The 22,863-nt window shown below is 73.4% G+C and carries 20 protein-coding genes and 1 pseudogene; 16 read left to right on the top strand and 5 right to left on the bottom strand.

Annotated features, from left to right (window positions below; genetic code table 11):
• Positions 1-6: 6 nt before the first annotated feature.
• From LX83_RS23300 to LX83_RS23265, 8 genes are all read left to right on the top strand, one after another.
• Positions 7-708, top strand: a complete 702-nt coding sequence (locus LX83_RS23300; protein ID WP_253774889.1) for a DUF899 family protein — start codon at positions 7-9, stop codon at positions 706-708.
• 253 nt (positions 709-961) lie between these two features.
• Positions 962-1,642 (top strand): crotonobetainyl-CoA--carnitine CoA-transferase, encoded by a 681-nt coding sequence (locus LX83_RS23295; RefSeq protein ID WP_253774887.1) that lies wholly within the window; start codon positions 962-964, stop codon positions 1,640-1,642.
• Positions 1,639-2,913 (top strand): aminotransferase class V-fold PLP-dependent enzyme, encoded by a 1,275-nt coding sequence (locus LX83_RS23290; protein ID WP_253774885.1) that lies wholly within the window; start codon positions 1,639-1,641, stop codon positions 2,911-2,913. The genes LX83_RS23295 and LX83_RS23290 overlap by 4 nt, the downstream gene beginning before the upstream one ends.
• A gap of 15 nt (positions 2,914-2,928) precedes the next feature.
• A complete protein-coding gene (locus tag LX83_RS23285; protein ID WP_253774883.1) occupies positions 2,929-3,774 on the top strand; it encodes a class I SAM-dependent methyltransferase in 846 nt (281 codons plus the stop codon).
• On the top strand, positions 3,771-4,904 hold the full coding sequence (locus LX83_RS23280) for a trans-sulfuration enzyme family protein (protein ID WP_253774881.1): 1,134 nt from the start codon (positions 3,771-3,773) through the stop codon (positions 4,902-4,904). Before LX83_RS23285 ends, LX83_RS23280 begins: the two co-directional genes overlap by 4 nt.
• A 39-nt stretch (positions 4,905-4,943) precedes the next feature.
• Positions 4,944-5,837, top strand: a complete 894-nt coding sequence (locus LX83_RS23275; RefSeq protein ID WP_253774879.1) for a homocysteine S-methyltransferase family protein — start codon at positions 4,944-4,946, stop codon at positions 5,835-5,837.
• A 48-nt stretch (positions 5,838-5,885) separates the two neighbouring features.
• Complete coding sequence (locus LX83_RS23270) at positions 5,886-6,536, top strand: winged helix-turn-helix transcriptional regulator (RefSeq protein WP_253774877.1); 651 nt, start codon at positions 5,886-5,888, stop codon at positions 6,534-6,536.
• Positions 6,537-6,585: 49 nt separating this feature from the next.
• Positions 6,586-8,046: an NDP-hexose 2,3-dehydratase family protein gene (locus LX83_RS23265; protein WP_253774875.1), complete on the top strand. Its 1,461-nt coding sequence runs from the start codon at positions 6,586-6,588 to the stop codon at positions 8,044-8,046.
• Between the two features lie 34 nt (positions 8,047-8,080).
• On the opposite strand, the gene LX83_RS23260 is transcribed toward LX83_RS23265, so the two are convergent.
• Positions 8,081-8,389, bottom strand: a complete 309-nt coding sequence (locus LX83_RS23260; protein WP_253774873.1) for an ArsR/SmtB family transcription factor — start codon at positions 8,387-8,389, stop codon at positions 8,081-8,083.
• Between the two features lie 164 nt (positions 8,390-8,553).
• Here LX83_RS23260 and LX83_RS23255 point away from each other — a divergent pair, with 164 nt between their 5' ends.
• The 3 genes and pseudogenes from LX83_RS23255 to LX83_RS23245 form a co-directional block, all read left to right on the top strand.
• Complete coding sequence (locus LX83_RS23255) at positions 8,554-10,311, top strand: hypothetical protein (RefSeq protein WP_253774871.1); 1,758 nt, start codon at positions 8,554-8,556, stop codon at positions 10,309-10,311.
• A 79-nt stretch (positions 10,312-10,390) separates the two neighbouring features.
• On the top strand, positions 10,391-11,938 hold the full coding sequence (locus LX83_RS23250) for a DUF6239 family natural product biosynthesis protein (RefSeq protein ID WP_253774869.1): 1,548 nt from the start codon (positions 10,391-10,393) through the stop codon (positions 11,936-11,938).
• 127 nt (positions 11,939-12,065) lie between these two features.
• A pseudogene (locus tag LX83_RS23245) lies at positions 12,066-12,197 on the top strand (dehydrogenase); the annotation flags it as partial.
• Positions 12,198-12,327: 130 nt separating this feature from the next.
• Here the strand turns inward: LX83_RS23245 and LX83_RS23240 are convergent.
• Positions 12,328-13,716, bottom strand: a complete 1,389-nt coding sequence (locus LX83_RS23240; RefSeq protein WP_253774867.1) for an aminotransferase class V-fold PLP-dependent enzyme — start codon at positions 13,714-13,716, stop codon at positions 12,328-12,330.
• Between the two features lie 243 nt (positions 13,717-13,959).
• On the opposite strand from LX83_RS23240, the gene LX83_RS23235 reads away from it, so the two are divergent.
• The gene (locus tag LX83_RS23235; RefSeq protein WP_253775191.1) at positions 13,960-15,642 is read left to right on the top strand and encodes an ABC transporter substrate-binding protein; all 1,683 of its coding nucleotides are present in this window, start codon (positions 13,960-13,962) and stop codon (positions 15,640-15,642) included.
• A gap of 48 nt (positions 15,643-15,690) precedes the next feature.
• Here the strand turns inward: LX83_RS23235 and LX83_RS23230 are convergent, their stop codons facing one another.
• Positions 15,691-16,830 (bottom strand): nucleotide disphospho-sugar-binding domain-containing protein, encoded by a 1,140-nt coding sequence (locus LX83_RS23230; RefSeq protein ID WP_253774865.1) that lies wholly within the window; start codon positions 16,828-16,830, stop codon positions 15,691-15,693.
• Between the two features lie 77 nt (positions 16,831-16,907).
• On the opposite strand from LX83_RS23230, the gene LX83_RS23225 reads away from it, so the two are divergent.
• From LX83_RS23225 to LX83_RS23210, 4 genes are all read left to right on the top strand, one after another.
• Positions 16,908-18,050 carry a DegT/DnrJ/EryC1/StrS family aminotransferase gene (locus tag LX83_RS23225; RefSeq protein WP_253774864.1) on the top strand — a complete coding sequence of 381 codons (1,143 nt, stop codon included), beginning with the start codon at positions 16,908-16,910 and terminating at the stop codon, positions 18,048-18,050.
• 102 nt (positions 18,051-18,152) lie between these two features.
• Positions 18,153-19,133 (top strand): ATP-binding cassette domain-containing protein, encoded by a 981-nt coding sequence (locus LX83_RS23220; protein ID WP_253774863.1) that lies wholly within the window; start codon positions 18,153-18,155, stop codon positions 19,131-19,133.
• Entirely contained in the window at positions 19,130-19,969 is an 840-nt protein-coding gene (locus LX83_RS23215; protein ID WP_253774862.1) for an ABC transporter permease, read from the top strand. The genes LX83_RS23220 and LX83_RS23215 overlap by 4 nt, the downstream gene beginning before the upstream one ends.
• Positions 19,966-20,856 carry an aminotransferase class IV gene (locus tag LX83_RS23210; RefSeq protein ID WP_253774860.1) on the top strand — a complete coding sequence of 297 codons (891 nt, stop codon included), beginning with the start codon at positions 19,966-19,968 and terminating at the stop codon, positions 20,854-20,856. Before LX83_RS23215 ends, LX83_RS23210 begins: the two co-directional genes overlap by 4 nt.
• On the opposite strand, the gene rfbH is transcribed toward LX83_RS23210, so the two are convergent.
• Positions 20,811-22,130, bottom strand: coding sequence for a lipopolysaccharide biosynthesis protein RfbH (gene rfbH, locus LX83_RS23205; RefSeq protein ID WP_253774858.1), 1,320 nt, complete (start codon positions 22,128-22,130; stop codon positions 20,811-20,813). The two genes, LX83_RS23210 and rfbH, sit on opposite strands and share 46 nt — an antisense overlap.
• Positions 22,127-22,810, bottom strand: coding sequence for a Gfo/Idh/MocA family protein (locus LX83_RS23200; protein ID WP_253774856.1), 684 nt, complete (start codon positions 22,808-22,810; stop codon positions 22,127-22,129). Before LX83_RS23200 ends, rfbH begins: the two co-directional genes overlap by 4 nt.
• Between the last annotated feature and the right edge of the window lie 53 nt (positions 22,811-22,863).

The following is a 22,863-nucleotide window of genomic DNA, read 5'->3' as shown; positions in this document are numbered from 1 at the left end:
GCCGCGGTGAGCAGCCCGGTGGGCCTGTGGCCCGACAACGCCGACGACGAGTACCGCGCGGCGCGCACCGCGCTGTGGCAGGCCGAGCAGGACCTGCGCGACGCGCTGGAGGCGGTGGCCGAGGCGCGGCGCGCGCTGCCGCCGGGCGCCCTGTTGCGCGACGACTACGCGCTGCGGGAGGGCCCGGCCGACCCCGGTCTCGACCAGCCGGAGGTCACCCGGAGCCTGCGCGACCTCTTCGGCGAGCACCGGACGCTGGTCGTCTACCACCTGATGTTCGCGCCGGGCGCGCCTGAGGCGTGCCCGATGTGCTCGATGTGGGTGGACGGGCTGCACGGTGTGTCGCACCACCTGGCCAGGCACACGGCGTTCGCGGTGGTGGCCGAGGCGTCGGTGGCGGAGTTGCGGGCGTGGGGCAGGCGGCGCGGCTGGGACGGGCTGCGGCTGATCTCGGCGGGTGGCACGACGTTCGGCCGGGACGTGGGCGCGGTCCGACCGGACGGCACGCTGCGCCCGGGCCTGACCGTGCTGCGCCGCGAGGACGACGGCGTGCGCCACTGCTACACCGCGTTCGCCGACTGGAGCGAGGCGGACCGCGAGCGCGGGATCGACCTGTACTCCCCGGTCTGGCAGGTGCTGGACCTGCTGCCGCAGGGCCGAGGCGACTGGTACGCGGCCAACGACTACGCGGGCCGACTGCGCGGCTGAGCCCGCCGCCCACCTCCCGGACATCGCCACGGGCCGCGCCGGTCAGCTGACCGGCGCGGCCCTGTCGCGTCCCGGTCCGACCGATCGCGTGCGCCTACCCATGCTACTATTTGCTTGAAAAACAGGTTGTTTCCTGCGTCTGGCGTCAGGAGGGACCGTGGGCTGCGAACCCGGCGTCACACCGGACCTGGTTGCCGTTGCGCAGTCCTATGTGGCCGCTCATCCCCGCCTCTCCACGACGGAGATCACGGCGTTGCCGCGGTTCCGTCTCACGTTCGACGAGCGGTTCTGCCTGGAGCACGCCGACCTGTTCGACCGCGCGCCGGCACTCGCGTGGGACGACGAGACCGCCGATCGCTATGAGTTGTTCAAGCAGGAGAACCTGGCGCAGTACCGGGCGATCCGCGCCGCGGGACTGGAGGTGCGGCCGTGGTCCGACGAAGGCCAGCCGTACCGGGACTCCCGCGACCTCGCCCGGCGGGTCCGCGAGTCCGGCGTCCTGCACGTCTTCCTCACCGCCGCCGGACACGGCCCCGGTCGCCCCACCGGCTTCCACCCGCTGCGCACACCGTCCGGCGTGGTCGAGCACGGGGTGGAGCTGACCCACAACGACGTCTTCCGCGTGGTGCACGACGTGTTCGGCCACGTGATGCACGGCCACTCGTTCGGGCCGCGCGGTGAGTTCCGGGCTGTCCGCACGCATCTGGCGATGTATCCCGCACGGGTGCACCCGGTGCTGCTGACCGAGCAGGTCGGCCAGATCTGCTGGTTCTTCTACGGCCCGCACCTGCGCGTGGCCGGGCGCGTGCCGGCCAGGGGTGAGCCCGGCTACACGCCGCCGGAGCAGCGGCCCTACCCGGAGCAGAAGGTGTTTCCGCTGCCCGCCCACCACGTGGCCCGGTTCCTGGGCCTGTTCAAGGAGGAGCACCGATGACGCACACCGCCGACCGGGACGTCCTCGGGCACCGCCTGCCCGACACCGTGCGGGCCGACTTCCCCATCCTCGCCCAGCACCCCGGCGCCTACCTGGACAACGCGGCCACCGCGCACAAGCCCAGGGCCGTGCTCGACGCCATCACCGGCTACTACACCACCACCAACAGCAACGTCGGCCGCGGCTACCACGAGCTGGGCCGCCGCTCCACCGACGTGTTCGAGCAGGCGCGCGAGGCCGTGCGGGCCGCGCTGGGCGCGCGCCACGCCGACGAGGTGGTGTTCACCGCGGGCACCACCGACTCGGTGAACGCGGTCGCCGACGGGCTCGGCCGCCGCCTGCTCGGCCCCGGTGACGCGGTGCTGGTCAGTGGCATGGAGCACAACTCGAACCTGTTGCCCTGGCGCAGGCTCGCCGAGGAGACCGATGCCCGGCTGCTGGTCGCCCCCGTGGACGAGCACGGCCGGGTCGACGTGGCCGGGTTCGCCGACCTGCTCGGCCCCAGGGTGCGACTGGTCGCGGTGTCCCACGTGTCGAACGTGCTCGGCACCGTCAACCCCGTCGCCGAGCTGATCGCCGCCGCGCACCGGCACGGCGCGCTGGTCGTCGTGGACGGCGCGCAGGCCGTGCCGCACCGGCCGGTGGACGTGCGCGCGCTGGACGCCGACTTCTACTGCTTCTCCGCCCACAAGGTGTACGGCCCGATGGGGGTGGGGGTGCTGTACGGCAAGCGCGAGCTGCTCGCCGAACTGCGCCCGCCCCGCGTCGGCGGGGGCACCGTGAAGGGCGTCAGCGCGACCGAGCCGGTGCGGTACGTGCCGGTGCCCGCCCGGCTGGAGGCGGGCACCCCCAACGTGGCGGGCGCGGTCGGCCTGGCCGCCGCACTGGCCTATGTGGACGGTCTGGGCTGGGACGCGGTGCGCGACCACGACCAGCACCTGGTCCGGTACGCGGTGCGGCGGCTGTCCGAACGGCCCGGTGTGCGCGTCATCGGCGCGCCCGAGCGGACGCCCAGCGGCATCGTGTCGTTCGTCGTGGACGGCATCCACCCCTACGACGTGGGCGGGCACCTGGACGAGCGGGGCATCGCGGTGCGCTGCGGGGTGCACTGCGCCAGCACCTTCCTGGACAGCCTCGGCCTGGTCGGCACGGTCCGCGCGTCGTTCGCCGTCTACACCACACCGTCCGATGTGGACGCGCTGGTGGCCGCGCTCGACTCGGTGCGGCCCGGGTTCTGGACCACCGAACACCCCACCACCCGTTTCCTGTGACCGGAGGGACCGCCCGTGACCACGACGAGCGACGTGGACCGGATCCGCGCCGAGCAGACCGCCACCTGGGACGCGGTGAGCGCGGGCTGGCTGGCCTGGACCGGCGAGTTCGAGCGGGCGGCGGGCGCGGTGTCCGCCGAACTGCTGCGGCTGGGCGGGGTGCGGCCGGGCCGGTCGGTGCTGGACTTCGGCACCGGCCTGGGGGAGCCCGCGCTGAGCGCCGCCGACGCGGTGGGCCCGACCGGCGCGGTGGTGGGCGTCGACCTGTCGCCGCGCATGGTGGCCCTGGCGCGCCAGCGCGCGGCCGGGCGGCCGGGTGTGCGGTTCCTGGTGGGGGGCACCGAGGTGGTGCCCGGCGGACACGACGTGGTGCTCAGCCGCTGGGCCCTGCCGTTCGCGGGCGACCGCGCCGCGGTGCTGGCCGCGCTGCGCTCGGCGCTGCGGCCCGGCGGTGTGCTGGCCGCCGCCGTGTGGGGCCCGCCAGCCGAGGTGCCGATGATCGCCCTCGGGTTCGGCGCGCTGTCCCGGCTGCTGGCCCTCGACCCGCCACCGCCGGGGCCGGGCCCGTTCGCGATGGCCGACCCCGCCGGGCTGCGCGCCGAGGTGGCCGCCGCCGGGTTCCGGGAGGTGGCCGTGACCGAACTGGTCGTGGACTTCCGGCTCACCGGCCCGGACGCGTTCGCGGGTTTCACGCTCGACGTGCTGCCGCCGAGGCTGCGCGGCCTGCTGCGGGAGCGGTTCGGCGACGAGCGGCACCCGTCGGTGCGCCACGCGCTGGCCGAGGCGGTCGACCCGTTCCGCGCCGACGACGGCGAGGTGCGCCTGCCGTCGCGGTGCCTGCTGGTTCGCGGTGTGGCATGAGGTTCGACACCAGGCTGGTGCACGTGGGCCAGGAGCCGGCCGCCGGCACCGGCGACGTGGTCCCGCCACTGCACCTGGCCAGCACCTACGAGCGGGACGCGCAGGACCCGCCGCGCTGGTTCTACGCCCGGGGTGAGAACCCGACGCGGGAGAGCCTGGAGCGGGTCCTCGCCTCCCTGGAGGACGTGCGGTTCGCGTCCGTGTTCTCCTCCGGGCAGGCCGCCGGGGCCACGGCGCTGGCCGTGCTCGCCCGGCGGCTGGTGATCGTCGCCGACGACGTCTACGGCGGCACGCACTCGCTGATGGCCACGCTGCGGGACCGGGACGTGGCGGTCCGGTACGTGGACCTGGCCGACCCCGAGGTGGTGGACCGGGTGTTCGCCGACGGGGCGGCCGAGGGCGCGCTGGTGTGGGTGGAGACGCCGACCAACCCGCTGCTCAAGGTGGTGGACCTGGCTCACGTGAGCCGGCGCGCGCACGAGGCGGGCGCGGTGGTGCTGGTGGACAACACGCTCGCCGGTCCGGTGCTGCAGCGGCCGCTGCGGTTCGGGGCGGACGTGACGCTCTACAGCACCACCAAGTCGATCGCCGGGCACCTGGATGTGCTGGGTGGCGCGCTCGTGCACGACCGGGAGGACCTGCACGAGGCGTTCACCGCGCACCGCACGGCGGTCGGCAGCGTGCCCGGCCCGTTCGACTGCTTCCTGGTGCACCGCGGCCTGAAGACGCTGTCGCTGCGCACCGAGCGGCAGGTGGCCACCACCGGCAGGCTGGTGGCGGAGCTGTCCGCGGCGCCGGCCGTGGCCGAGGTGCGCTACCCGGGGCTGCCCACGCATCCCGGGCACGCGGTCGCCGCCCGCCAGATGACCGGCTTCGGGTCCCTGGTGTCGTTCCGGTACCGGGGCGAGGTGACCGCGTTGCTGCGCCGCCTGCGGCTGTTCGCCAACGCGGTGAGCCTGGGCGGGGTGCGCTCGCTCGCCGGGTGCCCGGCGGCGACCACGCACCGGCCGGTGCCGCCGCCGGTGCGCGCCCGGCTGGGCATCACCGACGACCTGGTGCGCGTGTCGGTGGGCATCGAGGACCCCGAGGACCTGCTCGACGACCTGAGGCGGGCGCTGGGCGCGAGCTGACGCCGAGCGCGACGTGACGACACAGCGCGGAGGACTGGCATGGCGGAGCTGACCCTGCTCGACGGCGCGGTGGCGACCGAACTCCAGCGGCGCGGCATCCCGGTGGCCGCGCCGTGGTGGACCACGCGGGCCGTGCTCACCGGCCAGAAGCGGGACGTGCTGCGGGCCGTGCACGAGGAGTACGTGGCCGCCGGCGCCGACGTGATCACCGCCAACACCTTCCGCTGCAACCTGCGGGCGCTGACCCGCGCCGGGCTGGCGGACGCGGGCCTGGCGTGGATGGTGCACGCGGCGGTGGGCGTGGCCACGGCGGTGCGCAACGCGTCCGGCGGGCGGGTGCGGGTGGCCGGGTCGGTCGCCCCGGTGGAGGACTGCTACCGGCCGGACCTGGTGCCGCCGGACGAGGAGCTGCGCACCGAGCACCGGTGGCTGGCCGTGGAACTGCTGCGGGCGGGCGTGGACCTGGTGCTGGTGGAGACCATGAACACGGTGCGCGAGGCGCGGATCGCCGTGGCCGAGGCGGTGGCCGCGGGCGCGCCGACCTGGGTGTCGTTCGTCTGCGGGCCGCACGCGCGGCTGCTGTCCGGGGAGCCGCTGGTCGAGGCGGCGCGGGCGGTGACGGCCGAGGGCGCGGCGGCGGTGCTGGTCAACTGCACCCGCCCGGAGGACGTCGAGGCGTGCCTGACCGCGCTGGGTGGCGCCTGCGGTGTGCCGTTCGGCGCGTACCCCAACGTGGAGGACCGCACCGGACTGCCCGAGCGCGGCCACGTCGACCAGCACGTCCCGGCCGGCGTCGAGCCCGGGGACTTCGCGGCACTCGCGGCGCGCTGGCGCGCCGAGTTCGGCGCGTCCGTGCTCGGCGGCTGCTGCGGGACCACACCCAGCCACCTCGCCGCTGCCGCGCGGGCGGCGTCCACCGTGCCCACGCCGTGAGCGCGCCCGCGACTACCATGGGCCAGCCGGAAGCGAGGTGGGTCTGTGGTGTCGTCCAAACGCGACTACGGCCAGTTCTGCGGCCTGGCGGGCGCGCTGAACGTGATCGGCGAGCGGTGGACGCTGCTGATCGTCCGGGAACTGCTGATCGGGCCGACGCGGTTCACCGAGCTGATCGAGAACCTGCCGGGCATCGGGCCGAACCTGCTCACCGAGCGGCTGCGCGCGCTGGTGGAGCGGGGTGTGGTGGTGCAGCAGCCGGTGCCGGGCGACGGCCGGGCCCGCCAGTACGCGCTGACCGAGCTGGGGGAGGAGCTGAGCGGGCCGGTGCTGGCGCTGGCCCGCTGGGGCCTGCGGTTCCTGGACGAGGCCGACTCGTCCGGGGCGACCCGGGCCAAGTGGGGGTTCCTGGCCGTGCAGGCGATGGTGCGGGAGGACCGCGTGCCGGACGTGGACGAGGTCTACGAGTTCCGCGTGGCCGACCAGGTGTTCAGCATCTCGGTCACCGCGGGCGCGGTGTCGTTCGGGCGCGGCCCGGTGCCCGCGCCGGATCTGGCGGTGGAGTGCGACACGGACACGTTCGTGCGGATCGGCGCGCGGCTGCTGTCGCCGCTCCAGGCGATCGCCGCCGGGGCGGTGAAGATCAGCGGGTCGCCGGCGGCCGCCGAGCGCTGCACCCGCATGCTCGGGTTGACCTGACCGCTCCGGACGCACAGTCTGCAACCTGTTCTGATAGTAAACTGTGGGCATGGCTGTGACGGGCGTGCCCAGGGCCACCGCGGTGGCGGCCCGGGAGGTGGCCGCGCCCGCGCGCCTGGCCCGGTCGGCGCTGACCCGGCGGGCCCTGGTCGGCCCGGACGCGGACCGGTGGTTCGCCGACCGGTCCGCCGCCGCGGACCTCGCCGTCCGCCACGTGCCGCTGGACGGCCTGACCGGCTGGCACACCGACCCGCGGACCGGCGATCTCGCACACGACAGCGGCCGGTTCTTCGCCGTGCGTGGCATCGAGGTCACCGTGCCCGACCAGGAGGTCTCGCACTGGAACCAGCCGATCATCCACCAGCCCGAGGTGGGCGTGCTGGGCATCCTGGTCCGCGAGTTCGGCGGCGTGCCGCACCTGCTGATGCAGGCCAAGGTCGAGCCGGGCAACGTCAACGGCGTGCAGCTCTCCCCGACCGTGCAGGCCACCCGCAGCAACTACACCGGTGTGCACCGCGGCCGCTCCGTGCCCTACCTCAGTCACTTCCTGGACGTGCCGGGGGAGCGCGTGCTGGTGGACGTGCGCCACTCGGAGCAGGGCGCCTGGTTCTACCGCAAGCGCAACCGCAACGTCGTGGTCGAGGTGGACGAGGACCTGCCGGTGCTCGACGGGTTCCGCTGGTTCACCCTCGGCGAGGTGCACCAGATGCTGGCCAGGGACAACGCGGTCAACATGGACGCCCGCACGGTGCTGGCCTGCCTGCCGTTCGCGGGTGAGGGGATCGCGGCGGCGCTCGCCGGCGACGGCGGCGGTCGCGGTGACGGGTTCCGCGCCGCCCTGGCCCGCTCCTGCGAGCCGGGCGCTGGCAGCGCGCACACCACCGGCGAGCTGCTGCGCTGGATCAGCGAGATCCGCACCCGCGTCGACCTGCGCACCGCGCCCCGGCCGCTGGCCGGGCTGTCGGACTGGCGGCACCACCCCGACCGCGTCTCGCACCGCACCGGGGCGTTCTTCGACGTGGTGGGCGTGGCCGTGCACGCGCCGGACCGCGAGGTGGCGCACTGGGCGCAGCCCATGATCCGGCCGTGCGGGCTGGGGCTGGCCGCGTTCCTGGTCACCCGCATCGGCGGCGTGCTGCACGCGCTGGTGCACGCCCGCGCCGAGGCCGGCTGCGCGGACGTGGTGGAACTCGCGCCGACCGTGCAGTGCACGCCAGCCAACTACCGGCACCTGCCCGCCCGCGCCCGGCCCCGCTACCTGGACGCGGTGCTGGGCGCGCGACCCGAGCGGGTGCGCCTGGCGGTCACGCAGTCCGAGGAGGGCGGCCGGTTCTACCACGCGCGGACCCGGCACGTGGTGGTCGAGGTCGACGCGCCGGACGGCGCGGAGACACCGAGGCACCGCTGGGTGGCGCTGCACCAGTTCGTGGACCTGCTGCGGCACAGCCACTACGTGAACATCCAGGCGCGGAGCCTGGTGGCGTGCCTGTACGGGCTGGCCGTGCGGTGACACCCCGGCGCCCCACCACGGTGGGACCCGGCCCTCAGTCGGGCATGGTGTCGAGGTAGCGCTCCAGGTTGTCCAGCCCCGTGGCCCACAGCCTGCGGTAGGGCTTGAGCCAGCGGTCGAGTTCCATCAGGGGCTCCGGGCGCAGCTCGTAGACGCGGCGCTGGGCGTCCTTGCGCGCGCGCACGATTCCGGCGTCGCGCAGCACCTTGAGGTGCTTGGACGTCCCGGGCTGGGAGATGCCCAGCTGCTCGACCAGTTCCCCGACCGGCCGGGGTCGTTCGAGCAGCAGCTCGACGATGCGCCGACGGGCCGGATCGGCCAGTACGGCGAACACGGCGGCCATGTCGCGAACAATACTTCCCTCGTGTATGCCTGGCAAGTTATGGACGGTTCGCCCGGTCGGGTCGGCGTCCATCTGCTGGGAGGGTGCCTGGTCGGGTTGCCCCAGCGCAACCCCAGTCGATAGCATTTTTTAAAGTAAAAATCGCGGCTACCCGGGGAGAGCCCATGCGTGGATCCGCATCGACCGGACCGTGGGTCAGGAGGGCGTCGGCCGTGGCCGGCGTGTTGCTGGCGATGGTCGGGATGCTCACCGCCGCCGTCCCGACCGGCTCCGCCCACGCCGAGGTGACCACGTCCACCGTGGTCGGCTCGGACGGCAAGGTCTACCGGGCGACCAACCACCTGGTCCCGTTGCCCGACCGACACCGTCCCCGGGAGTGGCTGCTCGCCTGGGCGGGCGACGCGGACGGCGGTCAGGGCGACGACCCGGACTTCCTCGCCGTCATCGACGCCACCAAGGGCTCGCGCAGCTACGGCAGGGTCGTCAACACCGCCGTGCTCAGCCCGCAGGTGGGCAGCGAGCCGCACCACATGCAGTACATCTGGCACGCCGGTGACCGCGTCTACGCGGGCGCGATGTTCAGCGACACCACGTTCGTGCTGGACGTGTCCAAGCTGCCGGAGGTCCGCCTGGCCGGCATCAACCTGGGCGCGGACACGCCGTGCGCCTCCATCCCCGACGCCTACTGGGTGCTGCGCGACGGCACGGCCTACGGGTCCTACATGGGTGGCCCGGACGTCTCCGGCCCCTGCACCTACAGCAACGGCGAGACGCGCGTCGGCAACGGCTTCGCCGGGTCGCCCGGGGGGATCGTGCGGATCGGTGAGGACGGCAGGACCCTCAGCGAGACGCCCGCCTCGGCCGAGGACGCCGAAATGCCCGAGCTGTGCGGGAACGTGCCGCCGCTGCCCAAGCCCAGCTGCGCCAACCCGCACGGCATCCAGGCCAGGGAGGACCTGAACCGGCTGCTGGTCAGCGACTTCGCCGAGGTGCGCAACTACCTCGACCCGGACACCGTGCAGCTCGACCCGACGCTGCTGCGGACCACCGTGCGGATCTTCGACATCGCCGACCGCGACAACCCCAAGCTGGTGTCGGTGACCGCGCTGCCCGCCGGTCCGCGCCAGGACGAGGCGGTGTTCGAGGAGAACCAGATGGTCATGGAGACCACCGTGACCAACCGCCGGGACCACCGGGGTGCCTTCGCGGGCACCATGGCCGGCGGCGCGATCTACTACACGCCCGACATCACCAGCCCCGATCCGCAGTGGCGGCAGGTCTTCGACAACACCGCCGCCTACCGGGAGTTCGACCCGAGCGGTGTGCTCAGCGGCCAGCTCAGCGGGGGCAGCTGGCTGCAGACCAGCCCGGACGACCGGTACCTGTTCAACGCCGTCATGGGCTCGGACCCCCGCCTCACCCCGGAGCAGAACAGCGGCATGGTGTACGTGCTGGACATCCGCGCGCTGCTCGCGTCCGGCAACGACCCGCGCTGCCGCATCGACTCCCCGGAGGAGGTGACCGGCGGCGGTGTCGAGCCGGACTGCCCGGCACTGGTCGACGTGCTGCCGATCAAGGGCGGTGTGGGCGGGCCGCAGGGCCGGGTCGCGGTCGGCCCGCACTGGGGTGCGATGGACAACTTCGCCCGCGGCTGGGACGGCCGCTACCGCGAGACCACCGAGATCAAGCGCCTGGCCACGGCCAACTACTTCGTCGCGCAGACCGGTATCGACGGCGACCACCGGGTGTGCGTGATCGACTTCGACGGTCGGCGCGGGCTGGCGCTGGACGAGTCGTTCCGCGACGAGAACGACAAGTCCCCGTGCGTGAACTTCGACCGGGAGAACTGGCCGCACGGCCCGCGCGGCGGCGCGCGCCCGCACGGCGTGCTGTTCGCCGTGGCTGACGCGGACGTGAGGTGACGGCGGGGCGCGGGCGCGTCCGCCCGGTCCGCGCCGCCACGCGGCGGGGCCGGGGCCGGTCAGCGCGCGGGTGCGGCCGGTGGGTTTCGCGATGAGCGGCGGTCTGCTGGCCGTGCTCGCCCCGCACGGGCACCCGCTGGCCGCGCCCGCCGGGCCCGGCTGGGCCACCTGGCTGCGGCTGCTCGTGCTCGCCGCGCTGGTCGTGCTCACCGGGGCGGCCCTGCTGCGGCCGGTGGCCGCCCCGGGGCGGGCGGCGCGCGTGGTGGTGGCGACGGCCGGGGTGGCGGTCGTGGTGGGCGAGTCGGCACTGGCCGTGCTCGCCGAACGGCCCCCGGCCCCCGTCTCGGTGGTGGTGCCCCTGGGGCTGGCGCTGGCCGCCGTCGTGGTCGCGGCGGTGGGCTGGCGCTTCGCCGCCGCGGTCGGGGTGGCCGCCACCGCCGTGGCCGGGGCCGAGTGCGGGGTGGCCTGGTTCGGCGACGCGGCGCAGCGGCTCGTGTTCGACCGGGCCGCCCTGCTCACCGGGGTGGCGGCGCTGGCGTGGTTCGCCGCCGCGCGCCCGCGCCGGGCTCTGCCGGTGCACGGCACGGCGGTGGTGGTGGCGGTGGTGGTGCTCGCCGGCGCGGCACAGCTGACCGCCGTCGATCCCCGGCGCCCGGTGGCGGGGCTGCCGTGGCTGCGGGACGTGGTGTTCGGGGAAACGGCGGCACAGGTGCTGCTGGCACCACATCGGCCGGGCTGGAACCTGGTCCGGGTGTCCGCCGACGGCATCGCCGTGGGAACTGATCCCGCCGCGCTCACCGACACCGCGCCGCGGCCGGGCACGACCGGACGGTGGGCACTGGTCGCGTTGCCCGAGGGCCGCGGTTCGCTGTGGCTGCGCCGCGGCGAGGACGTGGTGTCGCTCCCGGTGGACACCGGTTCGAGCCGCGGCACCCCACCGTCCACTCTGGACATGTCCACAGCGGACGGTCCGGAGTGCGCGGACGCGGCACTGGGCGCGCTGCTCGCGGGCCGGCCGACCGGGACGAGCTGCCCCGCCGACGACCTCGCCGACTCCGACGCCGAGGCGTTGCGCGCGGCGGTGGGGTTCCTGGCGCGCCGGGGACACCGCAGTGCCACGCTCGTCGCTGACACCTCGCCGCGGTCGGTGGCCGCCGGCGAGGTGGTGCGGGAGTCGTTGCGCCGCAACGGGATGAGCGAGGGCCACGGCCCCGTGGTGGTGGTCTCGGGCTGGGCGGAGGCGGACCGGGCGCTGCGCGACGTCGCCGAGGGCAGGCTGCCCGGCGAGGGCAGCTACCTGGCCCCGTGGCTGCTCACCGCGCCGCTGCTGGCGATCCCCGCCGCCGCGGTGATCCCGCTGCGGGAGAACCCACAGGAACCGGCCGCCCTGGCATACGTGTCCGCGCTGCGCGACCGGGTGCCCGAGGCGACGGCCACGCCGGCCGGGTACGCGGCGTGGCGCGGCGGCCCGGGTCCCGGACCGCTGCGCCTGTACGCCGCGTCCGTGGTCACCATGCAGCTGAGCACCACGGGCCACAACCACGACGGTGCCAGGTGGTTCCCGGGCGGTGCGCTCGCGCCGGTGTCCGGCCCGCTCAGCGCGGCGGACCCGACACCGGGCGGCTAGTGGTTCGGCTCGCCGCCGTGGCCGGGTGATCGACGTGCGTTGCTTGATCGGGGCTGTCGTGGGGTGGCCGACCACGGGCGGAGGTCAAAGCCGTGTCGTGACGCGGACCAGGTCGGCAACCGCACGCACCGACCTCACCGGCGTCACCGGGATCCGGACCGCCGAGCAGGGCGCGGCGATCGCCATCCGGCTGGCGACCCTGCCCGACGACGGCCGCACCGGCCAGCTGTTCGACGACAACGGGGTCGTGCCCTGGTGACCTGACCTTCGGACGTGTTCCTCGCCGTTCAGGCCGCGGCCGCCTCCCGGCGGTACTTCGTCGAGTCGGGCGGTCTTGCTCGTGCCGCCGGGCGTTCGTGCCGGTGCGGCGCGACCGGCGCAACCGAGTGCTACCGGGACAGCTCCGCGCAGACCTTGATCATCGCGTCCACGGCGTGGTCCAGCTCCGCCACGGAGTTGTAGAGGTGCGGGGCCAGGCGCACCGCGAACCGCTCCCCCTCGACGTCGCGGACCGGGAAGAACGTGAAGCGCAGGTTCACGCCGTGCTGCTGCTCCATGCGGTTCTCGAACTCGAAGAACTTCGCGACGTCCACGGCGTGGGCCGGGTCGGCGAACGGTTGGAACGCGACCATCCCGCTGTGCAGGCGCTCGTCGTCCAGCGGGCTGAACAGCGAGTCGCGGCCCCAGTGGTCCACGATCCGCTCCTTGAGGTAGGAGCACAGGCCCCACACGTACCGCTGGATGTTCGCCCGCCCGATCCGGTCCCAGATCTCCGACACCGCCTGCAGCGCCGGGCCGCGCGACAGGTCGGCCGAACCGGTCTTCTGCAGGTAGGTGCCGATGTCGTAGGTCGGCTCCCGGGTGGTGGTGCGCGGCGGCAGTTCCCCGTCGATCGGGTACCACAGCGTGATCACCGGCCAGAACGTCGGCAGCGGCAGCGGGTTGTGCTCGGGCAGCACCTTGTTGCGGGCGTAGACGATGCCGGTGCCCATCGGGCCGCACTGGTACTTCGCCCCGGACCCGCTGAGGAAGTCGACGCCCAACTCGTGCAGGTTGAAGTCGAACTGGCCGGGCAGGTGCGCGCCGTCGACCATGGTGATCAGCCCGTGCTCGTGGGCCAGTTCGGCGAGCATCCGCGTGGGCATGGTGGTGCCGACCGTGAACGTGACGCCCGCCCACTGGAGCACCTTGGTGCGGGGTGTGATGGCCTCGGCGAACATCCGCACGATGTCCTCGGCGGACTGGTCCGGGCCGAGGGGCGGGGTGAGCTTGGTGACCACGACGCCGCGCCGGTTGTGCAGGATGTTCAGCGGGGCCTGCGCGGTGTAGCAGTCGTGGGTCGTGGTGATGACCTCGTCGCCCTCGCCGAGGTCGAGCCCGTTGAGGATGCGCGCGTTGCCGTCGGCCGCGCCCTGGGTGATGGCCAGCTCGTCCGGGTCGCACCCGTAGGCGGCGGCGAGCGCGGCGCGGGCCTCGGCGAACGTGGTGGGCGGGTACGGGTCACGCGGGGTGCGCGCGTAGTCCGCGTCGGTGGTGCGCAGCAGGTCGAGCACGGGCTTGGGCACCGAGCCGATGGTGCCGACGTTGAGGTGGACCATCTCGGGGTCGATGGTGAACAGCGAGCGCACGCGTTCCCAGTTCTCCCGCACCTCCAGCGGCCCGGACGGGATGGTCTCCAGCAGCGACGCGGGCAGGACGGTGTCGGCCGACCGCGCCGCGGTGTTCGCGCGGGCCATCCGGACGACGGCGGACTCGGTGTCGTGAGCGCTGGTCTCCACGGGACTGCCCCTCTCCTCGGCCGGGCCACCGCCCAACCGCTGTCCACTACAGGATTCAGTATTCGCTGCCCGCTAAAAGCCCATCAATAGGCGTATCACTTCACTATCGTATAGCGCCTGGCGGTGGTGCTCCACTACAGTCGGCCGTACGGGGCCCGGCTCCGCGCTCTGATCGCCACGCGGCTGGAGGAGGTCGACAAGAGGATGTCCAGTACCCCCCGATACGGCGGGACCTTGCGACTCGTGGGCCCCGGCGGGGTCGACCACATCGACACGGCGAGCGCCTACTACGCCACGTCCGCGCAGATCCTGCGCGCGCTGTCCCGGCAGCTGTTCGCCTACCCGGCATCCGCCGACCTGTCCGACCCGACGGCGGCGTTCACGCCCGCGCCGGACCTCGCCGCCGAGGTGCCCACCGAGGAGAACGGCGGCATCAGCGCCGACCGGCGGACCTACACGATCCGGCTCCGCGAGGGTGTGCGGTGGAACTCGACACCGCCGCGCGAGGTGACCGCGCACGACGTGATCCGCGGCCTGAAGCGGCTGCCCAACCCGGTCTCCGGCGCGGGGGCCCTGCACTACTTCACCAGCACGATCGTGGGTTTCCGCGAGTACTGCGACGCCTACCGCACCGCGTTCGAGGGCCGCGAGCCAACGCCGGCGGCGCTGGCGGAGTTCCAGAACACGCACGACATCGCGGGCCTGCGGGCGGCCGACGACAAGACGCTGGTGTTCCGGCTCCGCCAGCCGGCCAACGACTTCCTGAACATCCTCGCCACCGGTTTCACCAGCCCCGCGCCCGAGGAGTACGACGCGTACCTGCCGGACAGCGCGGAGTTCCGCCGCAACACGCTGTCCTGCGCGCCCTACCGGCTCGCCGAGTACGCCGACAACGGGCTGAAGATCCTGCTGGAGCGCAATCCGGAGTGGCGCAAGGAGACCGACCCGATCCGCAACCAGTACGTGGAGCGGATCGACATCAGGGTCGGCAACGAGCCGGTGGCCGTGACGCAGCAGAAGATGGACCGGGGCGAGATCGACCTCGCGTGGTCGTACACGGCGGTGTCCTGGGCACGGCCCAAGGCGGGGCAGGACGCGGCTCCGCGCAGCTACCCGGGCTTCGCGCTCAACCCCTACCTGGTGTTCAACCTGCGCAGCCCCAACCAGGACGGCGCAGTGGGCAAGCTGGGCGTGCGCAAGGCCATCGCCCACGCGGTCAACAAGGTCGCGATCGGGGAGATCCTCGACGACCTGGACGCACCGAACACGCCGTTGCGCTCGGTGATCCCGGTGGGCAGCATCGGCCACCGGGACTTCAACCCCTACCCGACGCCCGACGACCGAGGCGATCCGGCCACGGCTCGGCGGTTGCTGGTGGAGGCCGGCTACGGCGACGGGCTCACGCTCATCGCGGCCGTGCGCGACATCGGCATCCACCTCAAGGTGATGGAGTCGGTGGCCGCCGACCTGGCGAAGATCGGCATCGCGCTGGAGTGGCGCAAGTACAGCCAGGCCGAGTACTACGGCTCGGTGCTGTCCGACCCGGAGGCCGGCCGGCGCGGCGAGTGGGACATCGCCGAACCGGGCTTCACACCGGACTGGTTCGGCAACAACGGCCGGGTGATCGTGCAGCCGCTGTTCCAGACCAACGACGTGCAGGGCACGACCAACTACGGCGGCTACAGCAGCCCGGTGGTGGACGCGCTGATCGAACAGGCGCTGCAGGAGCCCGACCCGGCAGCGGCCGAGCAGCTGTGGCACCAGGTCGACGTCGAGGTGATGCGCGACCTGCCGATCGTGCCGATCCTGAACTTCGCCGCCATGACGTCGCGGTACCACGGCAAGCGGGTGCGCAACGCCGTGCACGTGCCGCAGATCGAGTTCTTCGACATGACCAACCTCTGGCTGGACCCGCCGGAGGACTGACGCCCGGCGCACCACCGGCCGCGCCACCGCGGTGGCGCGGCCGACCGGTCAGCGCGCCAGGTCCTCCAGGCGGCGCACCAGCTCCGCCGGGCCGGGCAGCGACGCCAGCTCCTCCTGGACGGCGGCGGTGTTGGCGCGCAGCGACTCGTCGTGCAGCATCTGGTTGAGCACGTCGCCGTCGATGGACTGCTCGTCGGCCACGATGCCGATGCCCGCCTTGCGCACGGCCGGCGCGAGCGTCTCGTTGCCGGGGTAGAGCGGGTTCACGCCGACCACCTGCGGGATGCCCGCGTCGATGGCGGCCATGGTCGTGGTGCCGCCGCCGTGGTGCACCACGCCGTCGCAGGTGCGGAACAGCGGCTCCAGCGGGGTCCAGCCGACCGCGCGGACGTTGGCGGGCAGCTCGCCGAGCGGGGTCAGGTCGGTCTCGCCGAGCGCCAGCACGAGTTCGGCGTCCAGCGCCGACGAGGAGGCGAGCAGTCCCTTGAGCGGGCCGAGGCCGTCCGTGCCCGGCCGGTTCGTGCCCAGGGTGACGGCGATGCGCGGGCGGTCGCCGCGCTCGGGCAGGCGGTCGCCGAGCACCGCGCCGCCGGTGAACACGACGTCGCGCACGAACTCGCCCTCCGGCCGCTCGAACGGGAACATGCTCGGCGGCACGGTTTCCAGCACCAGCGCGGGATCGGCGAGCGCGGGCACGCCGTACCGCTCGAACACGTCCGGCAGCAGGGCGGCGATGGCCCGGTGCAGGCCGCCGGTGCGCACGATGCCGAGGTTGCGCTGGACGGCGGGCACGCCCAGCTTGCTCGCCACGATCAGGCCGTACGCGGCCGTCTGCTCGTACACCACCACGTCCGGCCGCCACTGCTCGACCAGCGCGAACGTGCGCTCGAAGAACGGGCGGTTCAGCTCGGCGGGCATGAGGGCGAAGCGGGACGGGTCGTCGCCGAGTGTCTCGTTCCACCACATCTGGGCGAACTCGGGGTTGTCCTCCAGCGTCTTGTTGAAGATCGCCATGCCGTCGAAGCCCGGTGCGACGTCGACGATGTGCAGGCCCGACGCGACGGCCTGGTCGGTGTGCTCGGCGAAGGTGACCAGCACCTCGTGGCCGGCGGCGCGCATCGCCCACGCCAGCGGGACCAGGGGGAACAGGTGGCTCACGCCGTCGGTCGAGCAGAACAGGGCGCGCATGTGCTCGTCGCCTCCCGGGTGGACGTCGAACCGAATACCGATACTATTTGTTATTCAAGCATATCGGAGGTGGCGTGGTGATCAACGTGTTTCAGCCGTCGCTGGGGGAGGAGGAACTGGCCGCGGTCCGCGAGGTCTTCGCCACCGGCTGGATCGGCAGGGGCAGCCGGGTGGACGCGTTCGAGGCCGCCTTCGCCGCCCACCTCGGTGTCGGCCGCGAGCAGCTGACCTCGACCAACTCGTGCACCGAAGCCACCTTCACCGCCATGACCCTGGCCGGGGTCGGTCCCGGTGACGACGTCGTCATCCCGACCGTGAGCTTCGTCGGCGCGGCCAACGCCATCGCCGCGCACGGTGCCCGACCGGTGTTCTGCGACGTGGACCCGCACGGCCTCAACCCCACCGTCGCCGACGTCGAGCGCGCGCTCACCCCGGCCACCCGGGCGGTCCTGCTGCTGCACTACGGCGGCTACCCGGGCGACATCGCCGAGATCGCCCGGCTGTGCGCGGAACGCGGGGTGCTGCTGGTCGAGGACGCCGCCAACGCCGTGGCCTCGTCGGTGCACGGCCGCGCGTGCGGGGTGTTCGGCGACTTCGGCGTGTGGAGCTTCGACCACGGCAAGATCGCCGTCGCCGTGGACGGCGGCATGCTCTACACCCGCGATCCCGACCTGGCCCGCCGGGCCGCCAAGCTCGTCTACTTCGGACTGGAGGAGCGCAGCGGCCACCAGCGCGCCGCCCGCGCCGCGGACCGGTGGTGGGAGATCGAGGTGTCCTCGTTCTCCCGGCGTTCGGTGATGAACGACGTGCTGGCCGCGATCGGCTGCGTGCAGCTGCGGCGCCTGCCGGACTTCCTCGCCCGCCGCGCCGAGGTGGTGGCCCGCTACGACGCGGCACTCGCCGACGTGCCCGGCCTGCGGACGCCACCGCCCCTGCCGGCCGGCCACCGCACGTCGCACTACTTCTACTGGGTGCAGCTGGACCCGGGGGTGCGCGACGAGGTGGCCGCCGACCTGTACCGGGCGGGGATCTACACGACGTTCCGCTACCCGCCGCTGCACCGCGTGCCGCTGTACCGGTCGGCGGCCGTGCTGCCGGGCGCGGACCGCGCCGCCGAGCGGACGCTGAACCTGCCGCTGCACCAGTCGCTGTCCGACGACGACGTGGACCTGGTGGTGTCCGAGTTGCGGGCGAGCCTGCGGCGGGTTATGCGGGGGTAAAGCTTTCGGCTGACCGTTTTTACATGCCTTGATGTTTGTATAACCAGAGCGGTATGTTCAATGCGTGACTGAGTCGTCTCGAACAGTGGGGAGGTGGGGGTTGTGACGGCGGCCGAACCGGCGATCGAGGCCTCCGGCCTGGTCAAGACATTCGGGGAGACCCGGGCGCTGGACGGCGTGGACCTCGTCGTGCCCACGGGCGGGGTGTACGGCTTCCTCGGACCCAACGGCGCGGGCAAGACCACCACCGTGCGCGTGCTCGCCACGCTGCTCCAGCCGGACGCCGGCACGGCCCGCGTGCTCGGCCACGACCTGATCCGGGAGGCCGACGAGATCCGCGCCCGGATGAGCCTGACCGGTCAGTACGCCTCAGTGGACGAGCAGCTCACCGGCAGCGAGAACCTCGTGCTGCTGGGCCGGCTGCTCGGCTTCACCAAGGCCGAGGCCGCCGAGCGCGGCGCGCAGCTGCTCGACGCGTTCGACCTGGCCGACGCCGCCGGCCGGCAGGTCAAGACCTACTCGGGCGGCATGCGCCGCCGGTTGGACATCGCCGCCAGCCTCATCGTCACCCCCGACCTGCTGTTCCTGGACGAACCGACCACCGGGCTGGACCCGCGTTCGCGCAACCAGGTCTGGGAGATCATCCGCTCGCTGGTCGAGGCGGGCACCACGGTGCTGCTCACCACGCAGTACCTGGAGGAGGCCGACCGCCTCGCGGACCGGGTCGCGGTGATCGACCGGGGTCGGATCGTGGCCGAGGGCACGCCGGGCGAGCTGAAGTCGTCCGTGGGCTCCGGCGCGGTGCACGTCCGGCTGGCGGAGGCGGGCCAGCGGTCCGAGGCCGAGCGCATCCTCGCCCGCGTCATCGGCGGGCAGGTGCACCTCGCGGCCGAGCCGGACGCGCTGTCCGTGGCGTCGTCCGACCCCGAGCGGGTCGGCGCGGCGCTGGTGGAGCTGAGCCGCGCGGGCGTGGCGGTCAGCGGCTACCGGCTCGCCGAGCCCAGCATGGACGAGGTGTTCCTGGCGCTCACCGGGCATCCGGTGGAGGTCGACGAGAAGGGTGCGGAGGAGGACGCGGCATGACCAGCTCGACAACGGCGACCGACGCCGACCGGCCCGCCGGCGCGGCACTGATCACCCGCACGCGGCCCAAGCGGCCCGGTGCGCTCGCGACGTCCTGGACGTTCGCCTGGCGGGCGCTGCTCAAGATCAAGCACGACCCGGACCAGCTCTACTCCTCGTTCATCCTGCCGATCATGTTCACCCTGGTCTTCACCTTCCTGTTCGGTGGGGCGCTGGCCGGATCGACCGGGGACTACCTCCAGTTCCTGATGCCGGGCATCCTGGTGATGACGGTGATCATGATCAACATGTACACGGGCATCTCGCTCAACACCGACATCACCAAGGGCATCTTCGACCGCTTCCGGGGCCTGTCGATCTGGCGACCGGGCATCCTCGCCGGCGCGCTGCTCGGTGACGTGCTGCGCTACGCGATCGCCCTGGTCGTGGTGACCGTGCTCGGCGTGCTGCTGGGCTTCCGGCCCGCCGGCGGTGTGCTGGGCGTGCTGGGGGCGTTCCTGTTCCTCCAGCTGTTCGCGTTCTGCCTGGGCTGGATGTGGAACGCGGCGGGCCTGGTGCTCAAGTCGCCCGAGTCGGTGAACCAGCTCAGCTCGATGGTGCTGTTCCCGCTGGTGTTCGCGAGCAACGTGTTCGTGCTGCCGGACACGATGCCCGGCTGGCTGGCGGCGGTCGTCAACGCCAACCCGATCACCCACGCGGTCACCACCGTGCGCGGCCTCACCGCCGGCGATCTGACCAGCGGCCAGCTGCTGGGGGGCCTGGTGGCGTGCGCCGCGCTGCTGGTGATCTTCGCGCCGCTGTCGATGTACCTGTTCCGCGCGAAGAGCCTGCGGTGACCGACGACCGGCTGCTGGCCCTGCTGGACGGCACCCTGGCCGACCCGGCCGTACCGCTGGTGCGGGCGGGGGACCTCGGCCTGATGCGCGGTGACGGCGTGTTCGAGACCGTCCTGGTCGAGCACGCCGTGCCGCGCGAACTGGACGCCCACCTGGACCGGCTCGCCCGGTCGGCCGCGCTCCTCGGCCTGCCCCCACCCGACCCGGCTGCCTGGCGGCGCTGCGTCGCCGCCGCCGTGGCCGGGTGGGGCCGCCCCGACGAGCTGTCGCTCACCCTCGTCTGCACGCGCGGCACCGCACCGGACGGCACCGCCACCACCGCCTTCGCCTACGGCATCCCGGTCTCGCCCAGGCGCAGGCAACTGCGGCGGACCGGGGTCGCCGCGCTGTCGCTGGAGCGGGGCCTGGACCCCGGGCTGGTGGGTCGCGCGCCCTGGCTGCTGCACGGCGTGAAGTCGCTGTCCTACGCGGTCAACATGGCCGCCACCCGCTACGTCGAGGAGCAGGGCGCGGACGACGCCATCTTCACCGCGCCGGACGGCACCGTCCTGGAAGGACCGACCTCGACCGTGGTCGTCGCGCACGGCGATGTCCTGCGCACCACCCCGGCCAGCCTCGGCGTGCTGCCCGGCACCACCCAGGCCGCGCTGTTCGCGGCGGCCGAGGCCGCCGGCTGGCAGGTGCGGACCGAACCGATCAGCGCGGCCGACCTGCACGCGGCCGACGGGGTGTTCCTGACCTCCGCGGGCCACAAGGTGACCCGCGTGCACACCCTCGACGGCACACGGCTGCGCGACTCGTCCGCGCTCGCCGCACACCTGGCCCGGCTGCTGGAGTCCCGCTACCCGAACCGGGCGGTCCACTCGTGCAACGACGCCACCACGTAGTCCGCCATCTCAGCGGTGATGCCGGGGTACACGCCGATCCAGAAGCTCCGCTCGGTCACCGCGTCCGTGTTGGCCAGGCTGCCCGACACCCGGAAGTTCCGGCCGGTGTACGCGGGCTGGCGCACCAGGTTGCCGGCGAACAGCATGCGCGTGGCGATCCGCCGCGACTCCAGGAACCGGACCAGCTCGTGCCGGCCGAACGGCGCGTCGGCGGCCACCGTGATGGCGAACCCGAACCAGCTCGGCTCGCTGTCCGGGGTGGGGGAGGGCAGCAGCAGCCACGGCAGGCCGTCCAGCCCCGCGCGCAGCCGCCGCCAGTTCTCCTGCCGCGCCAGGGTGAACTCGCCCAGCCTGCCGAGTTGGTTGAGCGCCAGCGCCGCCTGCAGGTCGGTGGTCTTCAGGTTGTAGCCCACGTGCGAGAACGTGTACTTGTGGTCGTAGCCCGGCGGCAGCCCACCCAGCCGGAAGGCGAACCGCCGGCGGCACGCGTCGTCCTGGCCCGGCTCGCACCAGCAGTCCCGGCCCCAGTCGCGCAGCGATTCCACGATCCGCGCCAGCACCGGGTTGTTCGTCGTCACGCACCCGCCCTCGCCCGAGGTGATGTGGTGCGCGGGGTAGAAACTCGCGGTGCTCAGGTCGCCGAACCCGCCGGTTGGCCGGCCCCGGTAGCGTGAGCCGACCGCGTCGCAGTTGTCCTCGACCAGGTAGAGACCGTGCTCGCGGGCCACGTCGCGGATCTCCTCGGCGGCGAACGGGTTGCCGAGGGTGTGTGCCATGACGATCGCCCGGGTGCGCGGCCCGATCGCCGCCGCCACCCGCTCCGGGGTGGTGTTGTAGGTGCCCAGTTCCACGTCCACGAACACCGGCACCAGGCCGTTCTGCAGGATCGGGTTGACCGTGGTGGGAAAGCCCGCCGCGACCGTGATCACCTCGTCGCCCGGCCGCAGCGCGTCGGCGCCGAGGGTGGGCGAGGTGAGCGCGGTGACCGCCAGCAGGTTCGCCGACGAGCCGGAGTTCACCAGGTGCGCCTTGCGCACGCCCAGCTCGCGGGCGAAGGCGCGCTCGAACCGCCGCGCGGTCGCCCCGGACGCGATCCGCAGCTCCAGCGCGGCTTCCACCAGGGCCGCGCGGTCCTCGGCGGTGAGCACCGCACCGGAGGTGCGGATCGGTGTGCGCCCGGGCTGGAACGCGCCCTCCGGCGCGGTCTGCTTGTCGTAGTCGTGGACGAGTTCCAGGATGCGCTGCCTGGTCTCGGCGCTCTCGTCGTCGGTCATGCCGCCTCCCTCACCGCGTCCACGAGTTCCAGGCCGCGCAGCGTCGCGGCGAGCACGTCGGGTCGGACCGCGCCCGCCCGGACGGCGCGGGCGAAGGCGGTGATCGCTTCCCGGAACTGGTCGGCCGCGGGCAGCCGCAGTCCGTCGCCGCGGCCAGGCCGCTCGACGCGGACCACAGGCGCGTGCGTCGGCAGCGGCGGGACCGCCATGGCCGAGGTGACGACGCGCAGCGCGCCGATCGCGCCGTCGGCGACCAGTGCGCGCACCGCCTCGTGCTGCGGGTGGTGGGCGAACATGCGGTTCTCCGCGACGCACCGGCCGACGCGCCGGGCCAGTTCCACGAGTTCCTCGGCGTCGGCGCGAGTGGTCGCCATGGGCTTCTCCACCAGCACGTGCTTGCCGGCGCGCAGCGCCTCCGCCGCCCACCGCGCGTGCAGACCGGTGGGCAGCGGCAGGTAGACGGCGTCCACGTCGTCCCGGTCGAGCAGCGCCCGGTACCCGGTGACCGCCGCGCAGCCGAACTCCCGGGCGAACCGCTCCGCCCTGCCCTGGTCCCTGCTGGCCACCGCGGTCAGGCTGGCGCCCCTGGCCAGTGCCAGGGCGGGCAGGAAGTGCCGCCACGCGACGCGTGCGCACCCCAGCACGTCGAATCGGACCGGGTGGTCCACGTCGTCGGTCATCCGTCCGCCTGACATCGGTCTGCGCGGTTCCCGCGGAAGAGCCACTCGGGCGT

Origin of the sequence: Goodfellowiella coeruleoviolacea (assembly GCF_024171785.1) — a bacterium.
GTDB classification, from domain to species: domain Bacteria; phylum Actinomycetota; class Actinomycetes; order Mycobacteriales; family Pseudonocardiaceae; genus Goodfellowiella; species Goodfellowiella coeruleoviolacea.
This window is presented reverse-complemented; position numbering and strand designations above follow the sequence as displayed.